General features: G+C 60.5%; 15 protein-coding genes. 9 read left to right on the top strand and 6 right to left on the bottom strand.

Going from position 1 to position 22,504, the window contains the following annotated elements:
* Positions 1 to 144: 144 nt before the first annotated feature.
* Together AC1RS8_RS25405 and AC1RS8_RS25400 are read right to left on the bottom strand one after the other, a co-directional pair.
* Positions 145 to 4,818 carry an NEL-type E3 ubiquitin ligase domain-containing protein gene (locus AC1RS8_RS25405; protein ID WP_489339810.1) on the bottom strand — a complete coding sequence of 1,558 codons (4,674 nt, stop codon included), beginning with the start codon at positions 4,816 to 4,818 and terminating at the stop codon, positions 145 to 147.
* A 171-nt stretch (positions 4,819 to 4,989) separates the two neighbouring features.
* Positions 4,990 to 8,103 carry a transglycosylase domain-containing protein gene (locus tag AC1RS8_RS25400; protein WP_489339811.1) on the bottom strand — a complete coding sequence of 1,038 codons (3,114 nt, stop codon included), beginning with the start codon at positions 8,101 to 8,103 and terminating at the stop codon, positions 4,990 to 4,992.
* Positions 8,104 to 8,629: 526 nt separating this feature from the next.
* Here AC1RS8_RS25400 and AC1RS8_RS25395 point away from each other — a divergent pair.
* Positions 8,630 to 10,051 (top strand): amino acid permease, encoded by a 1,422-nt coding sequence (locus tag AC1RS8_RS25395; protein ID WP_057716242.1) that lies wholly within the window; start codon positions 8,630 to 8,632, stop codon positions 10,049 to 10,051.
* A 240-nt stretch (positions 10,052 to 10,291) separates the two neighbouring features.
* Here the strand turns inward: AC1RS8_RS25395 and AC1RS8_RS25390 are convergent, their stop codons facing one another.
* Entirely contained in the window at positions 10,292 to 11,416 is a 1,125-nt protein-coding gene (locus AC1RS8_RS25390) for an OpgC family protein (RefSeq protein WP_489339812.1), read from the bottom strand.
* A 244-nt stretch (positions 11,417 to 11,660) separates the two neighbouring features.
* Here AC1RS8_RS25390 and AC1RS8_RS25385 point away from each other — a divergent pair, with 244 nt between their 5' ends.
* From AC1RS8_RS25385 to AC1RS8_RS25375, 3 genes are read left to right on the top strand one after another with little or no spacing between them, the layout of a single operon-like run.
* Positions 11,661 to 12,035 (top strand): GtrA family protein, encoded by a 375-nt coding sequence (locus tag AC1RS8_RS25385; protein WP_057716240.1) that lies wholly within the window; start codon positions 11,661 to 11,663, stop codon positions 12,033 to 12,035.
* On the top strand, positions 12,032 to 12,973 hold the full coding sequence (locus tag AC1RS8_RS25380; protein ID WP_489339813.1) for a glycosyltransferase family 2 protein: 942 nt from the start codon (positions 12,032 to 12,034) through the stop codon (positions 12,971 to 12,973). The genes AC1RS8_RS25385 and AC1RS8_RS25380 overlap by 4 nt, the downstream gene beginning before the upstream one ends.
* A 1-nt stretch (position 12,974) precedes the next feature.
* Entirely contained in the window at positions 12,975 to 14,483 is a 1,509-nt protein-coding gene (locus AC1RS8_RS25375) for a glucosyltransferase domain-containing protein (protein ID WP_340315416.1), read from the top strand.
* Between the two features lie 27 nt (positions 14,484 to 14,510).
* Here AC1RS8_RS25375 and AC1RS8_RS25370 read toward each other — a convergent pair whose 3' ends face one another.
* Together AC1RS8_RS25370 and AC1RS8_RS25365 are read right to left on the bottom strand one after the other, a co-directional pair.
* Positions 14,511 to 16,130 carry an FMN-binding glutamate synthase family protein gene (locus AC1RS8_RS25370; RefSeq protein WP_057716237.1) on the bottom strand — a complete coding sequence of 540 codons (1,620 nt, stop codon included), beginning with the start codon at positions 16,128 to 16,130 and terminating at the stop codon, positions 14,511 to 14,513.
* A 164-nt stretch (positions 16,131 to 16,294) separates the two neighbouring features.
* Positions 16,295 to 17,095, bottom strand: a complete 801-nt coding sequence (locus tag AC1RS8_RS25365; RefSeq protein WP_489339865.1) for a helix-turn-helix transcriptional regulator — start codon at positions 17,093 to 17,095, stop codon at positions 16,295 to 16,297.
* Between the two features lie 124 nt (positions 17,096 to 17,219).
* Between AC1RS8_RS25365 and AC1RS8_RS25360 the strand changes: the two genes are divergently transcribed.
* The 5 genes from AC1RS8_RS25360 to AC1RS8_RS25340 all read left to right on the top strand — a co-directional run bounded on the left by AC1RS8_RS25360 (position 17,220) and on the right by AC1RS8_RS25340 (position 21,361).
* Complete coding sequence (locus tag AC1RS8_RS25360; RefSeq protein WP_489339866.1) at positions 17,220 to 18,041, top strand: carbon-nitrogen hydrolase family protein; 822 nt, start codon at positions 17,220 to 17,222, stop codon at positions 18,039 to 18,041.
* Positions 18,042 to 18,283: 242 nt separating this feature from the next.
* Entirely contained in the window at positions 18,284 to 19,609 is a 1,326-nt protein-coding gene (locus tag AC1RS8_RS25355; protein WP_489339867.1) for an APC family permease, read from the top strand.
* A 155-nt stretch (positions 19,610 to 19,764) separates the two neighbouring features.
* Positions 19,765 to 20,199, top strand: coding sequence for an NUDIX hydrolase (locus AC1RS8_RS25350; protein ID WP_489339868.1), 435 nt, complete (start codon positions 19,765 to 19,767; stop codon positions 20,197 to 20,199).
* 23 nt (positions 20,200 to 20,222) lie between these two features.
* Positions 20,223 to 20,861, top strand: coding sequence for a LysE family translocator (locus tag AC1RS8_RS25345; protein WP_057716232.1), 639 nt, complete (start codon positions 20,223 to 20,225; stop codon positions 20,859 to 20,861).
* A 2-nt stretch (positions 20,862 to 20,863) separates the two neighbouring features.
* A complete protein-coding gene (locus tag AC1RS8_RS25340) occupies positions 20,864 to 21,361 on the top strand; it encodes a GNAT family N-acetyltransferase (protein WP_090453308.1) in 498 nt (165 codons plus the stop codon).
* Positions 21,362 to 21,538: 177 nt separating this feature from the next.
* Here the strand turns inward: AC1RS8_RS25340 and metR are convergent, their stop codons facing one another.
* Positions 21,539 to 22,456, bottom strand: coding sequence for a transcriptional regulator MetR (gene metR / locus AC1RS8_RS25335; protein ID WP_007985733.1), 918 nt, complete (start codon positions 22,454 to 22,456; stop codon positions 21,539 to 21,541).
* Between the last annotated feature and the right edge of the window lie 48 nt (positions 22,457 to 22,504).

Here is a 22,504-nt window from a genome sequence, read left to right as displayed (position 1 = left end):
ATCGCTGGCAGGCCAGCTCCCACAGTGGATGGGTGTCGTACACAGATCTTGTGGCGACCACCGATCCCCTGTGGGAGCGAGCTTGCTCGCGATGAGGCAGGCACATCCAGCATCAATGCCGCCTGACACTCATGTTTATGCTTTTTACTGGCCGGCGCGCTTCATGGCTTGACGGGTCAAGCGCCTCGACAGTTCTTTCTCGGCGTCACCGAGGTCGACCAGCAGGCGATCGAAAATTCCATCGCTCAATGGCTCATCGGCAAAGACCACCGTGTCCGGCGCCGGCAGATCGTTCATCAGTTCCCTGAGCCGGCTGCGCAGGGCAGCTCGCTGAGTATCCGACGTCGATTCAGCCCATTCGCGCTGGGTCGTGCGCAAAGTGTCCAGTTGATCCGACAGGCCCTGATAGCGACGTTTATTGGCTTCCATGTCGGTCGCATAGCGCTCGTTTAAATGGTTTTGCCAAAAGTCCTGTTCGAGCATTCGATCGACCAGACCATCGCCTTCGCCCAGGGCCAGCACCGTGTCATAGGCTTGATCGATCATCGCGTCAGTGACGCCGGACACCGGCCGGAACAACATGCCCTTCGATTGCCAGGGCAGGTCGAGGCGCTCTGCCAGTCCGGTCTGATAGGCCAGGTAGACCTCGACTTCGTCCGGGTTGCCGCCACGACTGGCGACATCGGCACGGGCAATGTCGTTGACCTGTTCCAGCCGCGCCGCGCCTTTGGCCAGGGTCACCAGCTTCTGCTCCAGCTGCGCCGGGTCGGTGGAATACGCGTGGGCCTCATAGGCGAGCACATCAATGCCCATGTGATTGAACAACTGCGCACCGGCGTCGGCGCAATCCACCGGCGCGACGGCCATGGTGAACAGCTTCTCCCGCAGAGGCGTATCGACGTATGCGGCATCGAGCATGCGCCAGACACGTTGCACCAGTTGATCCCGGGCCGGGCCGGGGTTCTGGAAGTCGCGGCTCAGGCGGGTATCAAGCAAAACTTTCAGGAAGCCCTGTGCCTGAGGCTCATCGGCCAGCTCCGACCAGAGATTGGTCCGGTCCATGCCCCAGCTGGGAACATCGCTCCAGTGATTCGCGCTGTAATCCGAGCTGACCACCCACTCGGCCTGGCTGTTGTAGGGCACGATGGGCTCCGGAGGCAGCGCCACCGAGCGGCGAACCGCCTGATAGTGAACCTGGTTTGCTTCCGACAGGTTGCCGACGTCCAGCCGGGTGCGTGCCACGACCCAGGCCTGCGGTGAGCCGGGTACCACCTCGGGGATCACGCTGATCGGGTTATCCCGAAGATCCAGCAGAAAACCGCGGGGCCTGGTTTTGCTCAGCGTACCTTCGGGCCAGGTGGTAATGCCCGTGTTGCGCAGCCCGACGACCTTCAGCCGGGGCATGCGCGAGATATCGACAGGCCTGCCCAGAGGATTTTTGTCCAGACGCAGAATTTCCAGGTAGGTCAGGTGTTTGAGTTTCTCGACGGCGGCGGCGTCCAGCGCGATGTGATTGTCACTCAAACGCAGGCGTTCGAGCCGATGCATGGCGCCGATGTTTTCCGGCAGTTGCGTCAGGTAGCATCGGTTGGCGCTGAGTTCGCGCAGGTTGGGGAAATCTTTCAGTAGGCCATTCGCCTTGGTGGAAAACAGTGTGTTATCGAGTTTCAGGATGGTGACCTTGTCCAGAAACCTTTTCAGTTGCGGTCGTTTCGGCCATTCGGACTCCAGATCTATCGGAAGCAGCTCCCGAGACAGATCCAACGCATAGCCATGGAGTTCGGTACGGCTGCCGAGCTCGGTATTCTTTCGTTCGAAACAGGCGAGTAAACGCTCGGCAATGTGTTGTCGAACACCGCGCAAAGGCATCGGATTATCGGCATCCAGCCCGGCGGACTCCGCCCTCCACAAATCGATGAGATTGCGCAGCTGGTTGAGATCGTTTTCCTGTTCCTCCAGAAGCCTCAGCGGCTCACCCTGGTTGGTCAGGGCAGTGGCGAAATTGTCGACCTCGGCCTCGCTGAAATGTGGATAAAGATCCTGGATGCGTTCGTGCAGTGTCAGGCCTTCCCTGCTGAGCCAGCCTCCACGCACCAACAACATCGTTTCATGCTCGGCCACCGGGCGAACGGGCGGGTCGGCGAGTACGGTCCGGCGTTCGCTGGGCGGGGCCGATTTGACCATGACCCATTGGCGGAACCTGTCGCCGTCACCCGGTTTGTAGCCCAGGCTGTTTTGTCCGTTCTCCTGTGTGGCCTGCAGGACAGCTTCGAAAAAGTCATCGGCTTCATGGATCGGCTGATCCTCGCCATCACGCACCTGATACTGTCCGACCTCGTCGCGAATCAACACCCGCACCCGCGTGGCGTCTTCGGGGCCGACGCTGTAACGCAACTCGCCATCGAATGTGCCCTGACGAATCTCGAGACGCAGGTCGCCGAAGGTATCGGTGTTAAAGCGCAAGGTGCCCAGCACCAGGCGCTCGGTGTCGGGAGTGATTGATGCGCTCGGGTACAGACCCTGGGCCGCTCGTACTGTTTGTGTTTCGAATTGCAGCTCTCGGGCCTGGGTCCTCATGCGCAAAGGCAGGCGGTTTTCCTGGGTAATCCGTTGACGTTCCGCGGCGCTGGAACGCGTATGGATTTGTTCCGCAACGGTCGCCGGCAGCTCGGGGAAATCGCTGAACAGCGGCGCGATTTCAGCGGGTACCGCGGCGGGCGCGATTGGCGGTGAAGCCAGGCGTTGCAGGGTATCGGTCAGCAGCGGTGGCGGCGGGGCGCTTTCAACGTGCACCCGGCGCAGCTCGGCTTCATCGGTGCCGCTGATCTGGCGAATCTGCTCCAGTTGTTCATCGTTGAAACCATCGGTGCTGTGGCCGAGGCGGCGCATCAGGGTGGAACCTTCCCATTCCCGCGGGTTTTCGGTTTCGCAGACCCAGGCCCCACGGCCATTGTGGCGTAGGGTCGGTGCATAGGCATCGAAACGCTGCGGATGGCGGATGCGTTGTTGCCCGGTCACCGGGTCTTCCAGCACTTCGAAGTGTTGATCGTTCAGGCGCACTATGCGCCGGCCTTGGTGCTGGTTAATGCCCTGATCATCAGGCCGGGCATCCGCGGGTAATTCCACGTCAGTGCGTTGATAAGGGTTGAGATCAGGGTTCCACAATCGCGTCTCACCGTTTGCCAGTTGCACCGGTTTCAGGCCTTCGAAAAACGGCGAAAGCTTCGCCTGTGCAACATTGCCGACGGCGCCTGCCGCCGCGAATACGCCCAACTGGACCACGCTTTCCAGGACGCCGAGGGTCTGCTCGCCGGCCTCGGCCAAGCGTCCCTCGGCCAGGTCGACAAGGCCTTCGACCACGCCATCGGTCAATTGATAGGCCGTGTACGCCAGCATCAGTGGGCCCAAGACAGGCACAAATGGGGTCGCCACCAGCAAGGCGATCGTGAGGATGTCCGAGAGCATTTTTTCCAGGTTGTCCCACCAGGCCCAGCGGGCCATGCGGTCGGCGTATTCGGTGGAGATGGCGATCTCCCGGGCATCGTTGAAAATCTTGTTGAGGGTCTGCCGGTAGCGATAGCCCCACAGGTCATTGTTGAAGGTCGTCGCGCGGTCGGTCTTGATGCTCGACACACTGAAATGCAGATCGGGTTTATCCACAGGCGTTTCGCGCCAGCTCGGCAAATTGGTACCTGCGGCAGCCGGCTGCCATTTCACCGTGCTCAGACGCGCGTTCAATCCGGCAAAAAAATGGCCGCGTTGCTCATGGGGCACGAACTGGCTGAAGAACTGTTGATAGCTTTTAGCCGATGCGCCATCGCGCAACTGGCGCGTCAGTTCCGCCATGAATTCCAGAGACGAAGGGTATTGCTTGAGCGGGTGCTGCGGGTCTTGGGGCACATAGGCAATCACCGGGACCGGGCCGCTGGCACTGGCTGTATCCGCCGCGATCAGGATGATGCCGCTCAGGCGCGTGTCCATCATCGCCAGGTTGTAATAGTCGACGGGTTTGCCGTTCCACTTCAGCCGTGAACGATCCTCGAGCATGCCTTGCACCACGTCATAGGCATCCTGGTCGATGTCGTGCTTCATCAGGGCCATTTGCGCGGCGACATTCAGTGCGCTTTTCTGGCTGAGAACGACTTTTTGGCGCAGGACATTGCTCGCTGCCTTGTCGCTCGGCTTTAAAGTGTCTTGCAGGTGCTGTTGATAGCGGGCGCCGATGTCCAGTTCGCGACACACGGACTTGAACTGCTCGATGCTCAGTTTGTGCTTGAGCTGTTTGACGTTGAAATGCCCACGTGCGTCGGGGCGGGTGATGAATTCGGAATCTTGGGTGAACGCCTCGTCTTGGGAAAAGTTGTGCAGCGCGGCATCCAGCAGCGAGATGGTGCGACTGGTGGTTCCTGCGGAAAAGTCATGGACCCACCAGGCCGTCTTAACCGGGGCATACAGGCGCAGCCAGGTTTCCTCGACATCGTCTTCGACGCCGAAGCGGTCCCTCAGTTTTTGCTGCAGCAGGGGTTTGGCAAAGGCTGAAATATCCAGCAGATCGCGCAGGGCCTGATCCACGGTGTTCTGCGAGGTCCAGTTAAGCTGGTTGGCTTTTTTCAACTTGCGGTGAGCGGTTGTCGACGCGGTCCTGTGCCAGTCGGGCAGCGTCAGCCTGACAGATTTCAGCGCATCGACACGAGATGGGGAGGTGTTCAACAGCCAGGACGGAATCGCCTTTCTGACCTGATGGAAGTGGATGCTTTTATCGAATGGGGCGATGGCGATCGGGTCTGATCCTTGAATCGCCGAGGGGGTAATGGGCATTGTTTGATCGTCCTTTGATCAGTACCGGGGACGACCAGACTAGGTAAGCATGTAGCCTAAAAAAAGCGCAAAGATTGGTTGTTAAAGGTGCCGGGTGCGACTCGATTCTCCAAAAATCAAAGAGTGAAAAATACATATGTACCGCCATCGTTCCATTTCGTTGAGTCGGGCTTAGCGGCTCGCCGCCACCTCGGTTGGCTGGCACATCGTGTGGGTGCCCGGTTGCAGGTAAGGCGTGAGGATCGGTGCCATGCCCTTGAGCACCTGCACCGGCAACGCCGAGGTGAAGGTAAAGCTTTCCGCCGAGCGGCCTGGCACGAACGCCGTCAGGGTGCCGAAATGGTGATCGCCTATGTAGAACACGAAGGTCGCCGTGCGGTTGAGCGATTTGGAACTCAAGATTCGCCCACCGGACCCGATGGCCTCGATGCGGTTGTCACCGGTACCGGTCTTGCCTCCCATCGCAAGCGGGCTGCCGTCGGGCAGTTTGAAACTGCCGGCCACGCGTTTGGCGGTACCGGCGTCGACCACTTGCGACAGGGCCTCGCGCATGGCGGTGGCTACTTCGGACGGCATCACCCGTTTGCCGACGTCCGGGTCATTGATCAGCTGGGTTTCAAAGGGGGTGTTCGCGGCAAAATGCAGGCTGTCAATGCGCAGGGTCGGCATGCGCACGCCATCGTTGAGGATGGTGCCGATCAATTCGGCCAGGGCTGCGGGACGGTCGCCGGAGCTGCCGATGGCGGTGGCCAGCGACGGTACCAGGTGGTCGAACGGATAGCCGACTTTCTGCCAGCGCTGGTGGATGTCGAGGAACGCTTCGATCTCCAGCATGGTGCGGATGCGACTGTCGCGGGCGCCCTTGTGCCGGCTTTTGAACAGCCAGCTATAGACCTCCTGGCGCTCGAACTGGCTGGCTTTGACGATGTCGCTCCACTTGGCGTCGGGGTGATTGAGCAGGTAGCCCATCAGCCACAGGTCCAGGGGGTGGACCTTGGCGATGAAGCCCTGGTCCGGCAAGTCGTAGGAGCCTGGACCGTAGGCCTCGTAGAGCCGCACAAGACGTTCGTCGGTGAGCTTTTCCGTGAGCTTGGCGCCTTTGAGGTGCGAGCGCACAAAGGCGTTGAAGCTTTCCTGGCTGGCCTGCGGCAGCAGGTAGCGGTGCACGGCGGCCATGCGGATCGGGGTCGGGCGCATGCTGTCGAGGAAGGTGTCGAGGCGGTCCTGGGTGTCCTTGTTCTTGTACTTCTTCCAGAACTTGAGCAGGAACGAAGTGCCCTCGCGGTCGGCGAATTCGGCCAGGTACTCCTGACGCCGCGGGTTGCGGTCATCCTTGAGCAGTTCGGCACTGCTGTTCGGGCCGGAGTAGGTGGTGTAGCGCACCAGATCACGCATCAGGCGAATGAACGGCAGGTTGATCGATTCGCGCAGAGCGTCGCGCAGGGGCGGTATCCGGCCGTTGTCTTCCTTGCGGAAGTTGTGGAACGTGTGCAGGCCGCCCCCGGTGAAAAACGCCTCGCCGGGGCCGGCGGAGTATTTGCGGTCCAGGGCGGCGCCGAGCATTTTTTGCAGGTCGCGGTCCTTGTTTTCGATCAGGTAGTCGACCGCCCAGCGGCTCAGGCGATCCTGATCCGGCACGTCGACTTTCTTCAGTTCCGGAACGGCCATGCCGGCGTATTTGTCATGCAACTCGGCGATGATTTGCAGGTAGGTGGTCAGCACGCGCATTTTCGCGGTGGAGCCCAGTTCCAGTTTGCTGCCTTCGTTGATGTCGAATGGCTGGTCGGTGCTGTCGGTCTGCACCCGCACCCGCGAGCCGTCCGGGGTCAGTTCGAACAAGGTGAAGCTGTAGCGTACCTGGGTGGTGCTGGTGGGGGTCAGGAGGCGTTCGCCGATCAGGCCGATTTGCGTGGCAAACTCAGGGTCGGCCAGTTTTTTCAGGTACTCGGTGGCCTCGCTTTGCAACTGGCCTTGCAGGGTGCTGGTGGCGGAGAGGTCAAGGCGGTCGAGGTCATACAGCGGGCGATTGAGCATGCCGGCCAGACGGCTGCGCGCGACGCTGATGCCCTTGTTGGTTTCAATCGGTTGAATGGTCGGCTGGGTGGCCCAGTCGCGGTAGATCACTTTGCTGGCCAGGGCGGCGGCGGCGAACTCGGCGTCGATCACATGGTTTTGTGCCAGCAGGCGAATATGGCTGTCGGTGAGGTCGGCCAGTTCATCGTGACCCTTGGTCAGGTAGTGCGACGGGCGGCGCTGGGCAATCATCAACGACAGCACTTCACGCAGGGCCAGGCCTTTTTCCGCCATGGTTTTTGGATCCGTAGCGGTGCTGGACAGCGCTTCGTTGGCCTGTTTGAAGTCGGAGCCGTACCACACGCGCAACCCTTCAGCCATGCCGTGCACTTCACCGTGGCCCGGTACAGCTGACAACGGCACGCTGTTGAGGTAGTCACGAACCACGTTCTGCCGGATTTCGAGGGTTTGTGGCCCGGCCTGATAGGCGCGTACGGTGGCGGAAACCATCTGGCGAATCTTTTCCGCGCCATTGACTGTCAAGCCATCGGGGGAATGCCGGTACTTCTCCAACTGCGTGGCCAGGGTACTGCCACCGGCGGATTGGCCGGGCACGTGCAACATCTTCGCCAACTGGGACCACGCCGCCATGCCGAACCGCGGCCAGTCCACCGCCGGGTTGGCCAGCGGTTGCCTGGGGTCGAGCAGGAAGCGGTTTTCGATGAACAGCAGGCTGTTGACCACCACCGGCGGGATCGAGGCAAAGGTTGAATAAAGCTGCTGCGGATAGTGGTACTGGTACAGCGGCGCTGCGCGGCAGTCGGTGATCGACAGCCCGGCCTGGATTTTCTCGGCATAAGGCACGAACAGGCCCTTGTCGCTGTACTTCAGCAACGCCGGAGAAAAACGGGTTTGCGCCTCAACGATGAAATTGCGCTTGATCAGGCGCGGCAGGAACTCACCCAATGAGCTGTAGCCCAGGCGCCGATCGAATGGACCTTCCCCCGGATAGCGAATCGCATCGCTGGGGCCGGGTTTGAGCTCATAGTTCAGTGACGCGGCGTATTTGCTGACTTCCTGGGCCTGGAACTTCGAGGTACGCATCTCCCTCATGGCGGCCAGCCCCACGACAATCGCGATAATCAACAGCAATAGCCAGAACGCCCCCCATCCGTGTCTGGAACGACGGGGTTTTTCAGGTAACGGCGCTTTATCCTCACTTTCATTCGGAACCACGGTTTTACTCGTATCGGTTTGCCACAAAGCGCCCATAGTCGACTGATCCATTCACGCAGATTGATCGGACTTGACTCAAGCTTAGACGGTGGTTGGCGAGGGTGAAGAAAATGTGAAGGGCAAAATGATGCACGGACGCACCGACAATCAGGCTGATTGAAGCGCTCGTGGCGAGGGGGCTTGCCCCCGTTGCGCTGCGAAGCAGTCGTAAATCCGGTATTTGCGGTGTGTCTGATACAACAGTGGTTGCCTGATTGAGGGGCCTGCTTCGCAGTCCAACGGGGGCAAGCCCCCTCGCCACAGTTGTGATCGCACCTGGAGAAGGGGGCGGTCTGTAATGGCTGAAGTAGAGCCTTTTCGAGGGTAAGTACGACTTTGGCAGGGGCATGACGATGCACCATTGTTGTGCAATACTCGGCGCCGTTTTTCCCACTGATCTTGCGGGTTTTTCCTACAAGACGACTCTGCCCACGAAGCAGAACCGGTTCGGGAAGCGATGGCTTATCGGTCAGCGCTTCGCCACTCGGTGGTCATATCCAATAACAAGACGAGGTTGTCCCCCATGCCCGTAGGCAATCACCTGCCCCAAGGCGAGACCGCTCAGGGCGGTCCGCTCAAACGTGAACTCGGCGAGCGGCATATTCGCCTGATGGCACTCGGTGCCTGTATCGGCGTCGGCCTGTTCCTGGGCTCGGCCAAGGCCATTGAAATGGCCGGTCCGGCCATCATGCTGTCTTACATCATTGGCGGTCTGGCGATCCTGGTGATCATGCGCGCTCTCGGTGAGATGGCCGTGCACAATCCCGTCGCCGGCTCGTTCAGCCGTTACGCCCAAGACTACCTCGGCCCGCTGGCGGGCTTCCTGACCGGCTGGAACTACTGGTTCCTGTGGCTGGTGACCTGCGTCGCGGAAATCACTGCCGTGGCGGTGTACATGGGTATCTGGTTCCCCGATGTACCACGCTGGATCTGGGCGCTCGCTGCGTTGATCAGCATGGGCTCGATCAACCTGATCGCGGTTAAGGCCTTCGGTGAGTTCGAGTTCTGGTTTGCCTTGATCAAGATCGTCACCATCATTGCGATGGTGCTCGGCGGTATCGGCATCATCGCCTTCGGTTTCGGCAACGACGGCGTGGCCCTGGGTATTTCCAACCTGTGGACCCATGGCGGCTTCATGCCCAACGGTGTACAGGGTGTGTTGATGTCGCTGCAAATGGTGATGTTCGCCTACCTGGGCGTGGAGATGATCGGCCTGACCGCCGGTGAAGCGAAGAACCCGCAGAAGACCATTCCGAACGCGATCGGCTCGGTGTTCTGGCGCATCCTGCTGTTCTACGTCGGTGCGCTGTTCGTGATCCTGTCGATCTACCCTTGGAATGAAATCGGCACCCAGGGCAGCCCGTTCGTGATGACGTTCGAGCGGCTGGGCATCAAGACCGCCGCCGGCATCATCAACTTCGTGGTGATCACCGCGGCGTTGTCGTCCTGCAACGGTGGCATCTTCAGCACCGGGCGCATGCTCTACAGCCTGGCGCAGAACGGCCAGGCTCCGGCGGGCTTTGCCAAGACCTCGAACAACGGCGTGCCGCGTCGTGCATTGCTGCTGTCGATTGGCGCGTTGCTGTTGGGCGTACTGCTGAACTATCTGGTGCCGGAAAAGGTGTTTGTCTGGGTGACGGCAATTGCCACCTTCGGCGCGATCTGGACCTGGGTGATGATCCTGCTGGCCCAGCTGAAATTCCGCAAAGGCCTGAGCGCCAGCGAAGCGGCCGGCCTGAAATATCGCATGTGGCTGTACCCGGTCAGTTCGTACCTGGCGCTGGCGTTCCTGGTGCTGGTGGTCGGCCTGATGGCGTACTTCCCGGACACCCGCGTGGCGCTGTATGTGGGGCCTGCGTTCCTGGTGCTGCTGACGGTGCTGTTCTACGTGTTCAAGCTGCAACCGACCAATGTTTCGCAAGGTGCGGCGCGTTCGGTTTCGTAAGTTGTAACGCTTGAAAAGCCAAAGCCCCGGTCGATTGGCCGGGGCTTTTTGTTGAAAGTCATTTATCTGCGAACCGGGGCTTTTGTGGCGAGGGGGCTTGCCCCCGTTGGACTGCAAAGCAGTCTCTAGATCAGGCCCTAAAGTTGTGCCAGACACACCGCAAATATCGGATTTGCGACTGCTTCGCAGCCGAACGGGGCGGTGCGGCGATCCGACAAGCCCCCTCGCCACAGGTATCAGTCAAGCGACTACCACCTGCTTTGGACCAGTCAACCGCTTGTTGAACTCAAGCCAGGTCGCCAGCAACGCCATCAACCCGGCACCCACCAACGCCGTGAAGATCTGCATGGCAAAAGCATCGTCGGTCAGCGCATTGACCATGTCCGCCAATGGCGCCAACAGCACGCCCAGACAGAAAATCTCCAGCGAGAAACGGCCCATGCGGCAACTTTGCTGCGCGAGCCAGTTTTGTGTCCATCCGCTGTCGGGAATCAGTTTCGCCGTGACGTAGGCCAGTGCCAGGAAGTGCAGCAGGCGCACGGGGGAAAGGTCGGTCTTGCTGATGGGGTACAGGATGTTTTGCAGGCTCGCCGGCACCACGGCATCGTGTAGGTCCGGCCAACGCCACAGCACGGTCAACACACCCGCGACCACGACATACAGCGCCGCACCGACAAACAACGGCTGGCGAACCAATGGGCGGGTCTGGGGCAGGCGCGGGCGCTGGCTGTGAATCGCAGCGGCACCGCCGAGTACGAACAGCAGCTGCCAGGCGACCGGGTTGAAATACCACACGCCGTCCTTGATGGCCGCCAGGTTCCAGCCAGCCAGCGGCACCATCAGGTACAGCGCCAATGACATCGAGACCACCACCCAGGCCTTGCGCACCAGCAGCGGCAGCACCAGGGGCAAGCCCGCCAACAGCACGATGTACAGCGGCAACGGGTCCATCAGGTTCGGCTTGAAGCGCAACAGCAGTTCATCGATCAGGGCCTGCTGCGGGTTGCTGATGAAGTGATGCATACCCATTTCTTCCACCAGATCCCGTGTTTCCACGTGGCTGTTGGCGAAAAACACAATGCCCATCAGCATCGCCAGCAGGAAGATATGCACCACGTAGAGCACCCACGCCCGGCGCAGGATTTTTACGCAGGCGATCAGAAAGCCTTCGCGCGCCAGGACTTTGCCGTACGCCAATACGGATGCGAAACCTGCCAGAAACACGAAGACCTCGGCTGCATCGCTGAAACCGAAGTTACGCAGGGTGATTTGCCCCAAAGGGTTGTGGGGCACGTGATCCCAAAAGATGAAGATCAGTGCCAGACCACGAAAAAAGTCGATCCGGTGATCGCGCGCTAAGGTCATGACAGCAGGCTCGTAACTGCGGGTAAAAATGGGATTGGCCGCTGGCGCAAAGGCCACGCGCCCAATCGGCGGCGCGCAGGGTGGACTGATTCGCGGGCAATTGCAAAACCGGGATATTACCGGATGTCTCGGGCATTGCCCCAAGGCTCAACCGCTGGTCTGAAAGACCGCTTGACCTGCGATTTATGACAGTAAACAGGCTCAAATATCAATAAGTGCAACGTTCTTGAAACGGGAGCCTCACATGAGACTGTTGTGGAAAGGGCTGTCCAGTTACACGGTGATCGGGGTCGCCAACACCCTGATTCACTGGCAGATCTTTTTCCTGTTGAGCGTGGCAGCCGGCCTCAGTCAGGCGATCAGCAACCTGGCCGCCTTCTGCGTGGCCGCGTCATTTTCCTTCTACATGAACGCGCAATTTACTTTCGCCGCCAGTGCCACGGTCGCGGGTTATCTGCTGTTTCTTTTGGGCATGGGGGCACTGAGCCTGGGTATCGGCCATCTGGGTGACCTCTGGCGATTGCACGGCTTGCTTACGGTGGTCCTGTTTTCGGCGTTGAGCCTGGTGTTCGGTTTTCTATATTCCAAATACGTAGTGTTTCGCGGGCGTGATCAATGAAAATCTCGCTCATTGTCCCGGTGTTCAACGAAGAGCAGTCCATCAACCTGTTTTATCAGGCGGTGCGAAGGGAGTTGAGATTAGGCGACACCGAAGTCGAGATTGTGTTCATCAACGACGGCAGCTCCGACAACACGGCCGAACAGGCTATGGCACTTGCCCAGGCGGATGATCAGGTCATGCTGATCAATTTCTCGCGTAACTTCGGCAAGGAACCGGCACTGTTTGCCGGCCTGGAGCATGCCAGCGGCGATGCCGTGATTCCCATGGATGTCGACCTGCAGGACCCGATCAACGTCATTCCGTTGTTGATCGAGCAATGGCAAAAGGGTGCCGATGTGGTACTCGCCAAGCGCCGCAACCGGGTCGCCGACGGCTACCTCAGGCGCCACAGCGCATCGATTTTCTACCGTGTGCTCAATCGCATCGCCTACACCCGCATCGAGGAAAACGTCGGGGACTTCCGGCTGATGGATCGCAAGGTGGTCGATGTGATCCGTTCCTTGCCGGAGCACCAGTTATTCATGAAAGGCGTGCTGTCGTGGGCCGGGTTCAACACCGTAGTGGTGGAGTTCGAGCGGCCGGGAAGGGTGGTGGGGAGCAGCAAGTTCAATATCTGGAAGCTGTGGAACCTGGCCCTGGAAGGCGTGACCTCGTTCAGTACCGTGCCGCTGCGCTTGTGGACTTACGTCGGTGGCGGCATTTCGATGTTCGCGGTGTTCTATGCGGTGTACATGGTGCTGGACAAGATTTTCTTCGGCAACAGCGTTCCCGGTTATCCGTCGCTGATGACTGCGATCCTGTTTCTCGGTGGCGTGCAACTGATCGGCATCGGCATCCTCGGCGAGTATATCGGTCGCATCTATATCGAGGCCAAGCACCGGCCGCGTTATGTGATCAAGGACATCGTCGGCGGTAAAGACCGGGGCGGGCGTTAGAATGGGGCGGTTCAGCGACGTCTTCGTTCGCGAGCTCAGCCGGCATCAGGTCTGGCGGTTTTTTCTGGCCGCCACTCTGGTGTATGTCCTGCCGTTGATCCTCGCCGATTATCCCTACATCGATGACAACTGGCGCTCGCTGGCGGCGGGCATGGCCTGGGCCGAACAGGGCCGACTCTTCGCCCAGCTTTTCTACAACGCGCTGACCTTCAGCCATGCCGCGCCGAACATCTTTCCCTTGCCCTTGTTGATCGCCACGCTGGCCATGGCGTCGGCGCTGACAAGCCTGACGTTCCATTACTTCCGTCGGCCCACCGTTGCTTGCTGCCTGGTGCTGTTGCCGCTCTGGTACAACCCGTTCTTTCTGCAGAACCTGTCTTATCAATACGACGGTCCCACCACGACCCTGAGCCTGGTGGCGGTGATCTACGCGATCACCTTTCGCCACCCTTGGCGCGGCGTGCAGTGGCTGGTGCCGTCGTTCCTGATTGCCTTGGCGCTGGGGCTGTATCAAGTCAGCCTGAATGTGTTCCTGGGTCTGTGTTGCCTGGAGTTGCTCAGGGCCGCCAACGATAAAACCACCCCGGTACCATGGCGCGACCTACTGGGCTGGAAAGCCGCTCAGGTCATCCTCGGCGGGTTGATCTACAGCGTCAGTGCTTATCCTTTCATGGGCTCCAACCGTACATTGCTGCTCGATTGGACGGCGCATCCCTCATTGCAGATCCAGATCAACATTGGCCGGGTCCTGGAAAAAGTCGTGCTGCTGTTCCATGGCGGATGGCTCTGGGTGTCCGGCGGGTTGCTGTTGCTCGCGATAGCCGGGGCGGTGCGGTTGGGATTGAACGTAGCGGCGCGCCAGGACAGCGGGCCGAAGAAGCTGTTGATCGGCCTGATGTGTTTGCTGACTTTGCCCGTCGTGACGCTGCTGGTGTCCGGTGTCGCGTTGTTTTTCCGCGACTTCAACGAAGGTGCCCGCACCTTGATGGGCTTCGCCGTGCTGCTGGTGTTGCTGTTCTACCTGGGGCATCTGGCGCTGGCGTCGATCCATGAGCGGTTGCCGCTGCTGTTGATGATTCCCCTGCTGGCCATGTTGTCGTTGTCGTTCGCTTATGGCCGGGTGCTGACGGTGCAGAAAACCTTTGCGTCCACGGCACTGGCCGGTCTTGCGTACGACATCGCCAGCCATCAGTCGCTGCGCGAGGCCAGGCGGATCTACCTCTCGGTGAGTTACTCCGACTATTGGTTGGTGGCGGCGGCAGGCTCATTCAAACAGCTGCCAGTGCTGCACTACTTGCTCAATACCGACTTTTACATGCTGGCCGAAAATCTGCCGAAAGCAGGCATCACCAACGTGGTGGCGGAACAGGAGCGGCGTAATGCGACGCGGGTCGGCTATCAGGGCTATCCGGCGTTGGTCGAAAGCCGGTTCTACCGGATTTACCTGATCGGCGATTACGGTTTTATCGTGATGAAGGAACCGGCCCCGAGCAAAACACTGCGCTGGTGACGCGCGATTCTGATCGGGGTGTCGAGGTCATGCCGCCGCTATTTCACTGGGCTCGAAACTATCGGCCCGGGCCATCTGCCACATCCGCGAGTAGAACTCGCCGTTCACTTCGCCGGTCAGCAACTCACCCGGTTTGAGGAACACGTGCAACTGCGAGAACAGCTTGATCTCGGTTGCCGACATGCGTCGCACCAGATGCTTGGCGGACAACTGCGATGGATGTTCGAGGCCGGCGGCGGCGAGCATTTCCGCCAGGGCCTTGAGGGTGTTGCGGTGGAAGTTGAACACGCGTTGGGCTTTGTCCGGTACCACCAGCGCGCGCTGGCGCAGGGTGTCCTGGGTGGCGACGCCAGTCGGGCATTTGTTGGTGTGGCAGCTCTGTGACTGGATGCAGCCGATGGCGAACATGAAGCCGCGCGCCGAGTTGGCCCAGTCGGCGCCGATGGCCAGCACGCTGGCGATGTCGAAGGCGCTGACGATCTTGCCGCTGGCGCCGAGTTTGATCTTGTCCCGCAGGTTCAGGCCCACGAGGGTGTTGTGCACGAACAGCAGGCCCTCGCGCATCGGCACGCCGATGTGGTCGGTGAACTCCACGGGCGCGGCGCCAGTACCCCCTTCCTTGCCGTCCACCACGATGAAGTCCGGGAGGATGCCGGTTTCCAGCATGGCCTTGGCGATGCCCATGAACTCCCACGGATGACCAAGGCAGAACTTGAAGCCCACCGGTTTACCGCCGGACAACTCACGCAGTTGCGCGATGAAATGCATCATTTCGATCGGCGTGGAAAACGCGGTGTGGCGCGACGGTGACACGCAGTCCTCGCCCATCAGGATACCGCGGGTTTCGGCGATTTCTTTGGTGACCTTGTGTTTGGGCAGGATGCCGCCGTGGCCGGGCTTGGCGCCCTGGCTCATCTTGATTTCGATCATCCGCACCTGTGGCGTCCGGGCTTGCGCCGCAAAGCGTTCCGGGTCGAAGCGGCCGTCGCTGGTGCGGCAGCCGAAGTAGCCGCTGCCCAGTTCCCAGGTCAGGTCGCCGCCGTTTTCCCGGTGATAGGGGCTGATACTGCCTTCGCCGGTGTCATGGGCAAAATTGCCGAGCTTGGCACCCTGGTTCAAGGCACGGATGGCGTTGGCGCTGAGGGAGCCGAAACTCATGGCCGAGATATTGAATACCGACGCCGAATACGGCTGGGTGCATTGCGGGCCGCCGACCGTCACCCGGAAACTGCTCGGGTCGCTCAAGGGCGCGGGGCGCATGGAGTGGCCGATGAATTCGAAACCCGACTGATACACATCAATCAGCGTGCCGAAGGGTTTGTCGGCGGTTTCATTCTTGGCCCGGGAGTAGACCAGCGAGCGCTGGGCCCGGGAGAAGGGCAGGGCGTCACTGTCGGATTCGAGCAAGTACTGGCGGATTTCCGGGCGGATGCCTTCGACCAGGTAGCGGATATTGCCCAGGATCGGGTAATTGCGGCGCACCGCGTGGGGGCTTTGCAGCAGATCCAACAGGCCGATCAGACTGAGGACGGCGGTGACGGCGGTAATCGGCCAGAGCCAGTCATTGTCAAGAAAAGGCAGGCTGGCGAGGGTGAAGATCACACAGACGGCAAAGAAGGCGTAGCGGCTCAGGAGTGACAGGCTCATACGGTTTCCTTGGGTTCGGACTCAATATTTGGGCAAAACACAAAACACTGTGGGAGCGAGCTTGCTCGCGATGGCGGCGGGTCAGTCAACATCAATGCTGAATATGAAACCGCAATCGCGAGCAAGCTCGCTCCCACATAAAAGCAAAGTGCTCCACAGGTCGTTCAGGCATTTTGTGCCTGGAGAAAAATCGAAAACAGCTCGGACTGGGATTTGATCCCCAGCTTGCTGTACATGTGTTTCTTGTGGACTTTCACGGTTTCGACCGAAATTTCCAGCTTGCGGGCGATCTCTTTACTGGAGCAACCGCTGAGCATCAAACGCCCGACATCCAGCTCCCGGGCCGTCAACTGCGCGCCTTTGAGTTGCTGCACCGAGGCTTCCAGTTGTACCCGCCAATCAGCTTGCGGCGGTGCGGGGGACAGGGCCACGACTTCGTTGATTTCATAGGGTAGACGCTGGCGCAACAGGCCGAGCACCCACGGCTGGATCAACGACAGCAAGGCGATCTGCTGGCCGCTGAAACGCTGGGTGCTGCCCAGGGACAGGCACAGCGTGCGGTCGCCTTCGAGCTGGCAATTGAACTGGATTTCGTCGGCCACCACATTCAGACGAAAGTAGCGCTGGTAATACTCAGTCAGCTCAAAGTGCTCCGGGGCCACTTCCGACAGGCGATACAGCCCGGTGCGCGACTGCTCGCGACAGGCGATGTAGAAGGGGTCGAGCAGGTACAGGCCGCGCAGGTAATCCTGGAACAACTGGTCAGGGATGCCGTCTTCGCCGGGGCATTCGGCGAACACCTGGGGGCGCTGATCGGCACTGAAAAGCAGCGCCACCCAGCTGTCGAAGGGCACGTACTGGTCCAGCAGGCGTACAAGCTGGGTCCAGAAATTGGGCTTGTCCAGGGCGTCGATCAGTTGCCCCACCGAGCGGTGCCAGGCGATGTCGTCCAACGAGAGTGTCATGCATCTACCCCTATCGTGTTACCCCGGCGGCGTAATTCCCCGCCCGGTTGCTTGCTGCGCATACTGGCGCACAGACACCGACCGGGCAATCTTTCTGCCGCCCGGCGCATAACAAGGAATACCCATGAAGGTCGAACTCGCCCAATTGGCAGGCCGTGACAACGACACGGCCTACAACCTCGAACGCACTCTGGCGGCGATGGCTGCATGCGCGGCCGATACGCAGCTGATCCTGTTCCCCGAAGGCCACTTGATGGGCTTCCCTTCGGCCGAGTCCGTGGCCGAGGTGGCCGAGCCGCTGGACGGCCCGTCCGTCAGCGCGGTAATCGCCGCCGCCCGCCAGCACAATATCTCCGTGGCCATCGGCATGGCCGAAAACGACAACGGCCGCTTCTACAACACCACGCTGCTGATCACTCCTGCAGGCATCGCGCTGAAGTACCGCAAGACTCACTTGTGGGCCTCGGATCGCGGTGTCTACGAGGCGGGCGATCGCTACACCACCTGCCTGTGGAACGGCGTGCGCGTGGGCCTGCTGATTTGCTACGACATCGAATTCCCCGAGAGCGCCCGCGCCCTGGCGCAACTGGGGGCTGAACTGTTGATCGTCACCAACGGCAACATGGATCCCTACGGTCCGACCCATCGCACCGCGATCATGGCCCGCGCCCAGGAAAACCAGGCGTTTGCGCTGATGGTCAACCGGGTGGAAGAGGGCGATGGCGGTTTGTTGTTTGCCGGCGGCAGCGCATTGGTCGATCCGCTGGGCACCTTGTTGTTCGAAGCCGGACGCGAGGAAGGGCAGTTTGCGGTCGAACTGGACCTGAACCAGCTGACGGTGGCGCGCCAGGATTACCGCTATCTGGACGATCAGCGGCTGAGGTTGCCGGGGGAGGTGGTTGAGCAGGCGGGTGGGCTGCGGGAGCTGCTGATTCCTGTGCGCTGATCTGGGCCCTGTGCTGGCTGGGCTGACGCCATCGCGAGCAAGCTCGCTCCCACAGGGGCGGGCTCCAGTGGATCCGGATTTTGTAAACGACACAAATCCTGTGGGTGCGAGCCTGCTCGCGATAAGGCCCTGACAGACGACACACCTGTTTGACCATTCACCCAAGAACAACAACGCAACACCCGTAATTTTCGCCGAACTCGGCTCTGCCATAAATCCAATAAAATCCGGAGTAGTCGCTCATGGCTCGTTTGCAACGCACCCTGTCATTAGGCTCGGTGGTGCTGTTTGGCATCGCCTACATGACGCCGATCATTGTGCTCGGCACCTTTGGCATCCTCGCTCAATCCACCGCCGGCATGGTGCCGGCCGCGTACCTCGCGGCGCTGGTGGCGATGTTCTTCACTGCCATGAGCTATGGGCGGATGGCTTCGGCATTCCCGGTGGCCGGCTCGGCCTACAGCTATGTGCGCAAGGCCATCAGCCCAAAACTCGGGTTCATCGCCGGTTGGGCGGTGCTGCTCGATTACCTGTTCCTGCCCATGGCGATCTGGCTGATCGGCGCGGCCTACCTCAACTCCGCATTCCCGGCGGTGCCGCAGTGGGTCTGGGTACTGGCGTTCATTGGCATCACCAGCGCGATCAACATCGTCGGCCTGAAGCTGGCCAACGGCATCAATGCCCTGTTGATGCTGGTGCAGTTCCTGGTGCTGATCGCCTTCGTCGCGCTGTGCGTGCATTACGTCGGCGGTGATGCAAGCACGCCGTTGTGGTCGACCAAGCCGTTCTTCAATGGCGACATGCAGATGCCGTTGATCATGAGCGGCGCGGCCATCGCCTGTTACTCGTTCCTGGGCTTCGACGCGGTCAGCACCCTGACCGAAGAAACCCGTGATCCACGCCGCACCATTCCCCGGGCGATCATGCTGATCACCCTGATCGGCGGGCTGATTTTCGTCGGCGTGTCGTACTTCGTGCAGATCGCTCATCCGTCGTTCCAGTTCGACAGCGTCGACTCGGCGGCCTATGAAATTGCCCGCAACATCGGTGGGGACCTGTTCGTGTCGATCTTTCTGATCGGCCTGATCGTCGGTCAGTTCGCCTCGGGGCTGTCAGCCCAGGCCAGCGGTTCGCGGCTGCTGTACGCCATGGGCCGCGACGGCGTGTTGCCGAAGTCGTTTTTCGGGACCTTGCACGAACGCTTCGGTACGCCGATCAACAGCATTCTGCTGTGCGCGGTGGTGGCGTTGCTGGCACTGAAACTGGACGTCACCACCTCGACCTCGTTCATCAACTTCGGCGCGTTCCTGGCCTTCAGTCTGGTGAACCTGTCGGTGATCTTCCATTACTGGATCGGTGGCGAGAAAAAGGGCCCGCGCGAATTCGTGCTGTTCCTGCTGTTTCCGTTCATCGGCCTGTCAGCGGATTTGTGGTTGATGGTCAGCCTCGATCATCTGGCGGTTTATCTGGGGTTGAGCTGGCTGGCGATTGGCGTGGTGTACCTGGCGGTATTGACCGGCGGGTTCCGTCGGCAGCCGCCGGAGATGGATTTCCAGGAAGCCGCATAAAGGAAACTGTAGGAGCGAGCTTGCTCGCGATAAACCTGAGGGCGCCGATGGGCATCTGGTTTTACGCGTTTTCGTTCCCGACCATCGCGAGCAAGCTCGCTCCTACAGGGCGGACATGTGATCCTTAGCGTTTTTGAGTCAAGGGCCTTCTGTTTATGTCGACGTTTTCCATGCCTGCCTCCGGGATTATCCACATCGCCGCCGCCCTGTTGATCGGCCCTGACGGCCGCACGTTGCTGGTGCGCAAGCGCGGCACCACGGCGTTCATGCAGCCGGGTGGCAAGATCGAGCCCCATGAATTGCCGGTCCACGCCCTGGCCCGGGAGCTGGAAGAAGAGCTGAGTCTGGACATCGACCCGGCGCAGGCCGTTTACCTCGGTCACTTTTCGGCACCGGCCGCCAACGAACCGGGGTTTGTCGTACACGCCGAGCTCTTTCAACTGAATATTCATTGCGACGTCACCCCGGCGGCGGAGATCGAAGAGGTGCTCTGGATCGACCCGGCCACCGACGGCGATGTCAGCCTGGCGCCATTGACACGGGACCTGATTCTGCCGTTTTATCGAGCATCGCTGACCGCGATCGCCTGATCATCACGCAAAGGACCTCGCCCATGATCCCGCTTCAAGACCTGCTGATTTTTGCTGCTGCCGCGTTGCTGATGGTAGTGACACCGGGGCCGAACATGATCTACCTGATCTCCCGTTCGATCTGCCAGGGGCGCAAGGCCGGGGTGATCTCGCTGCTTGGGGTGGTCGCCGGATTCTTCGTGCACCTGTTTGCCGCCGCTGCGGGTTTGACTGCAGTGTTCCTGGCGGTGCCGATGGCTTATGAGGTGTTGAAGTGGGCCGGTGCGCTGTACCTGTTGTGGCTGGCCTGGCAGGCGGTCAAACCCGGTGCGCGCTCGCCGTTCGAGGCACAGCAGTTGCCCCCGGATTCGTCGCGCAAGCTGATCACCATGGGCTTTCTGACCAGCGCCCTGAACCCGAAAATCGCGGTGTTCTATCTGTCGGTGTTTCCGCAGTTCATCACGCCGGAGCACGGTTCGGTGTTCACCCAGAGCATCATCCTCGGCCTGACCCAGATCAGCGTCAGTTTCTGCGTCAACCTGCTGATCGCCATGTTTGCCGCAGGCATCGCCTCGTGGTTCGTCAACAATCCGACCTGGCTGGCGATGCAGCGCTACTTCATGGGCTTTGTATTGTCGGGGCTGGCGCTGCGGCTGATGCTTGAGCAAAAGCGGATGGCCTGAGGATGTGGATCGAACGACTTGATGCCAGCCATGCCCTGGACTACCGCGCGCTGATGCTCGAAGCCTACGACCTGCACCCGCAGGCCTTTACCTCGAGCGTGCGTGAGCGGGCGGCGATGCCGCTGAGTTGGTGGGAGTCGCGCCTGACCGGCAAGCTGGACGTGGTGCTCGGGGCGTTCGAAGAGGGCCGGTTGGCCGGCATCGTCGGCCTTGCGTTCGAGCCTCGGGAAAAGGCCCGGCACAAGGTGACACTGTTTGGCATGTACGTGACCGCCAAGGTCCGCCAGCGTGGGCTCGGCTATCAACTGGTTCAGGCGGCATTGGCCGAGGCGCAGAACCATGCGGGTTTGCGCCTGATCCAGTTGACCATCACCGCCGGCAACGATGCCGCGTTCAACCTCTACCAGCGCTGCGGCTTCATCCAGTTTGGCCTGGAGCCGATGGCCGTGCGGGTGGGCGAGGATTACTTCGACAAGATCCACATGTGGCGCGAGATCTAACCATCACATAGATCCCCTGTAGGAGCGAGCTTTTGTGGCGAGGGGGCTTGCCCCCGTTGGAGTGCGAAGCGCTCCCCAGCATTTCTTCAGACACATTGCGCTTGCAGTTTTCGCGACTGCTTCGCAGCCGAACGGGGGCAAGCCCCCTCGCCACAAAGACCGCATCGTCTGATTGTTCTAGCGAACGGCGCTGACTCCATCCAGCGTCGAAAACGACGTGTCCTTGGCCGTCAGCAAGAAGTCGCGCATGTACGGCGCATCGAGCATGTCGGCGCGGATCGCCGCATACAGTGTGGCGAACAAACCTTTCTCACCCAGCCGCTTGGCTTTCACATAGCCTCGCGAGCTGTATTCATGCAGTGCCCAATGGGGCATGCCGCAAACGCCGCGACCGCTGGCCACCAGTTGCATCATCATCACTGTCAGTTCCGAGGTGCGGACCTGGGCCGGCTCGATGTCGGCGGGTTCGAGGAAGCGGGTGAAGATGTCCAGCCGGTCCCGTTCCACCGGGTAGGTGATCAAGGTTTCCGGGAGCAGGTCTTCGGGGACGATATAAGCCTTGCTGGCCAGGCGGTGCTGGTTGGCCACCGCGAGCATCGCTTCATAAGTGAACAGGGGGACATAGGTGATCCCGGCCAGGTCCACCGGATCGGAGGTCACCACCAGGTCCAGGTCGCCACGGGCCAGGGCTGGCAGCGGGGCGAAGGAAAACCCCGAGGCCAGGTCCAGTTCGACTTCCGGCCAGGCGTCGCGGAACTGGTCGATGGTCGGCATCAGCCACTGGAAGCAACTGTGGCATTCGATCGCCATGTGCAGACGACCGGCGGTGCCACCGGCCAGGCGACTGATGTCGCGCTCGGCGGCGCGCAGCAGCGGCAAGGTAGCGTCGGCCAGTTGCAGCAGGCGCAAACCGGCGCTGGTGAAGCGCACCGGTTTGGTCTTGCGCACGAACAGCGGCATGCCCATGCGCTCCTCCAGTTCCTTGAACTGGTGGGACAGGGCTGACTGGGTCAGGTGCAGGCGATCGGCCGCATCCACCAGGCTGTCGGCTTCGCGCAAGGCGTGCAGGGTCTTGAGGTGACGGATTTCAAGCACCGGAGGCTCCATGAGGAAAACTTGTCGATAAATCGAAAAGGTTGAGTT

The sequence above is a fragment of the Pseudomonas sp. GW821-FHT12A04 genome (assembly GCF_058807755.1).
The sequence above is the reverse complement of the archived record's forward strand: the minus strand, read 5'-3'. Positions and strand labels throughout refer to the sequence as shown.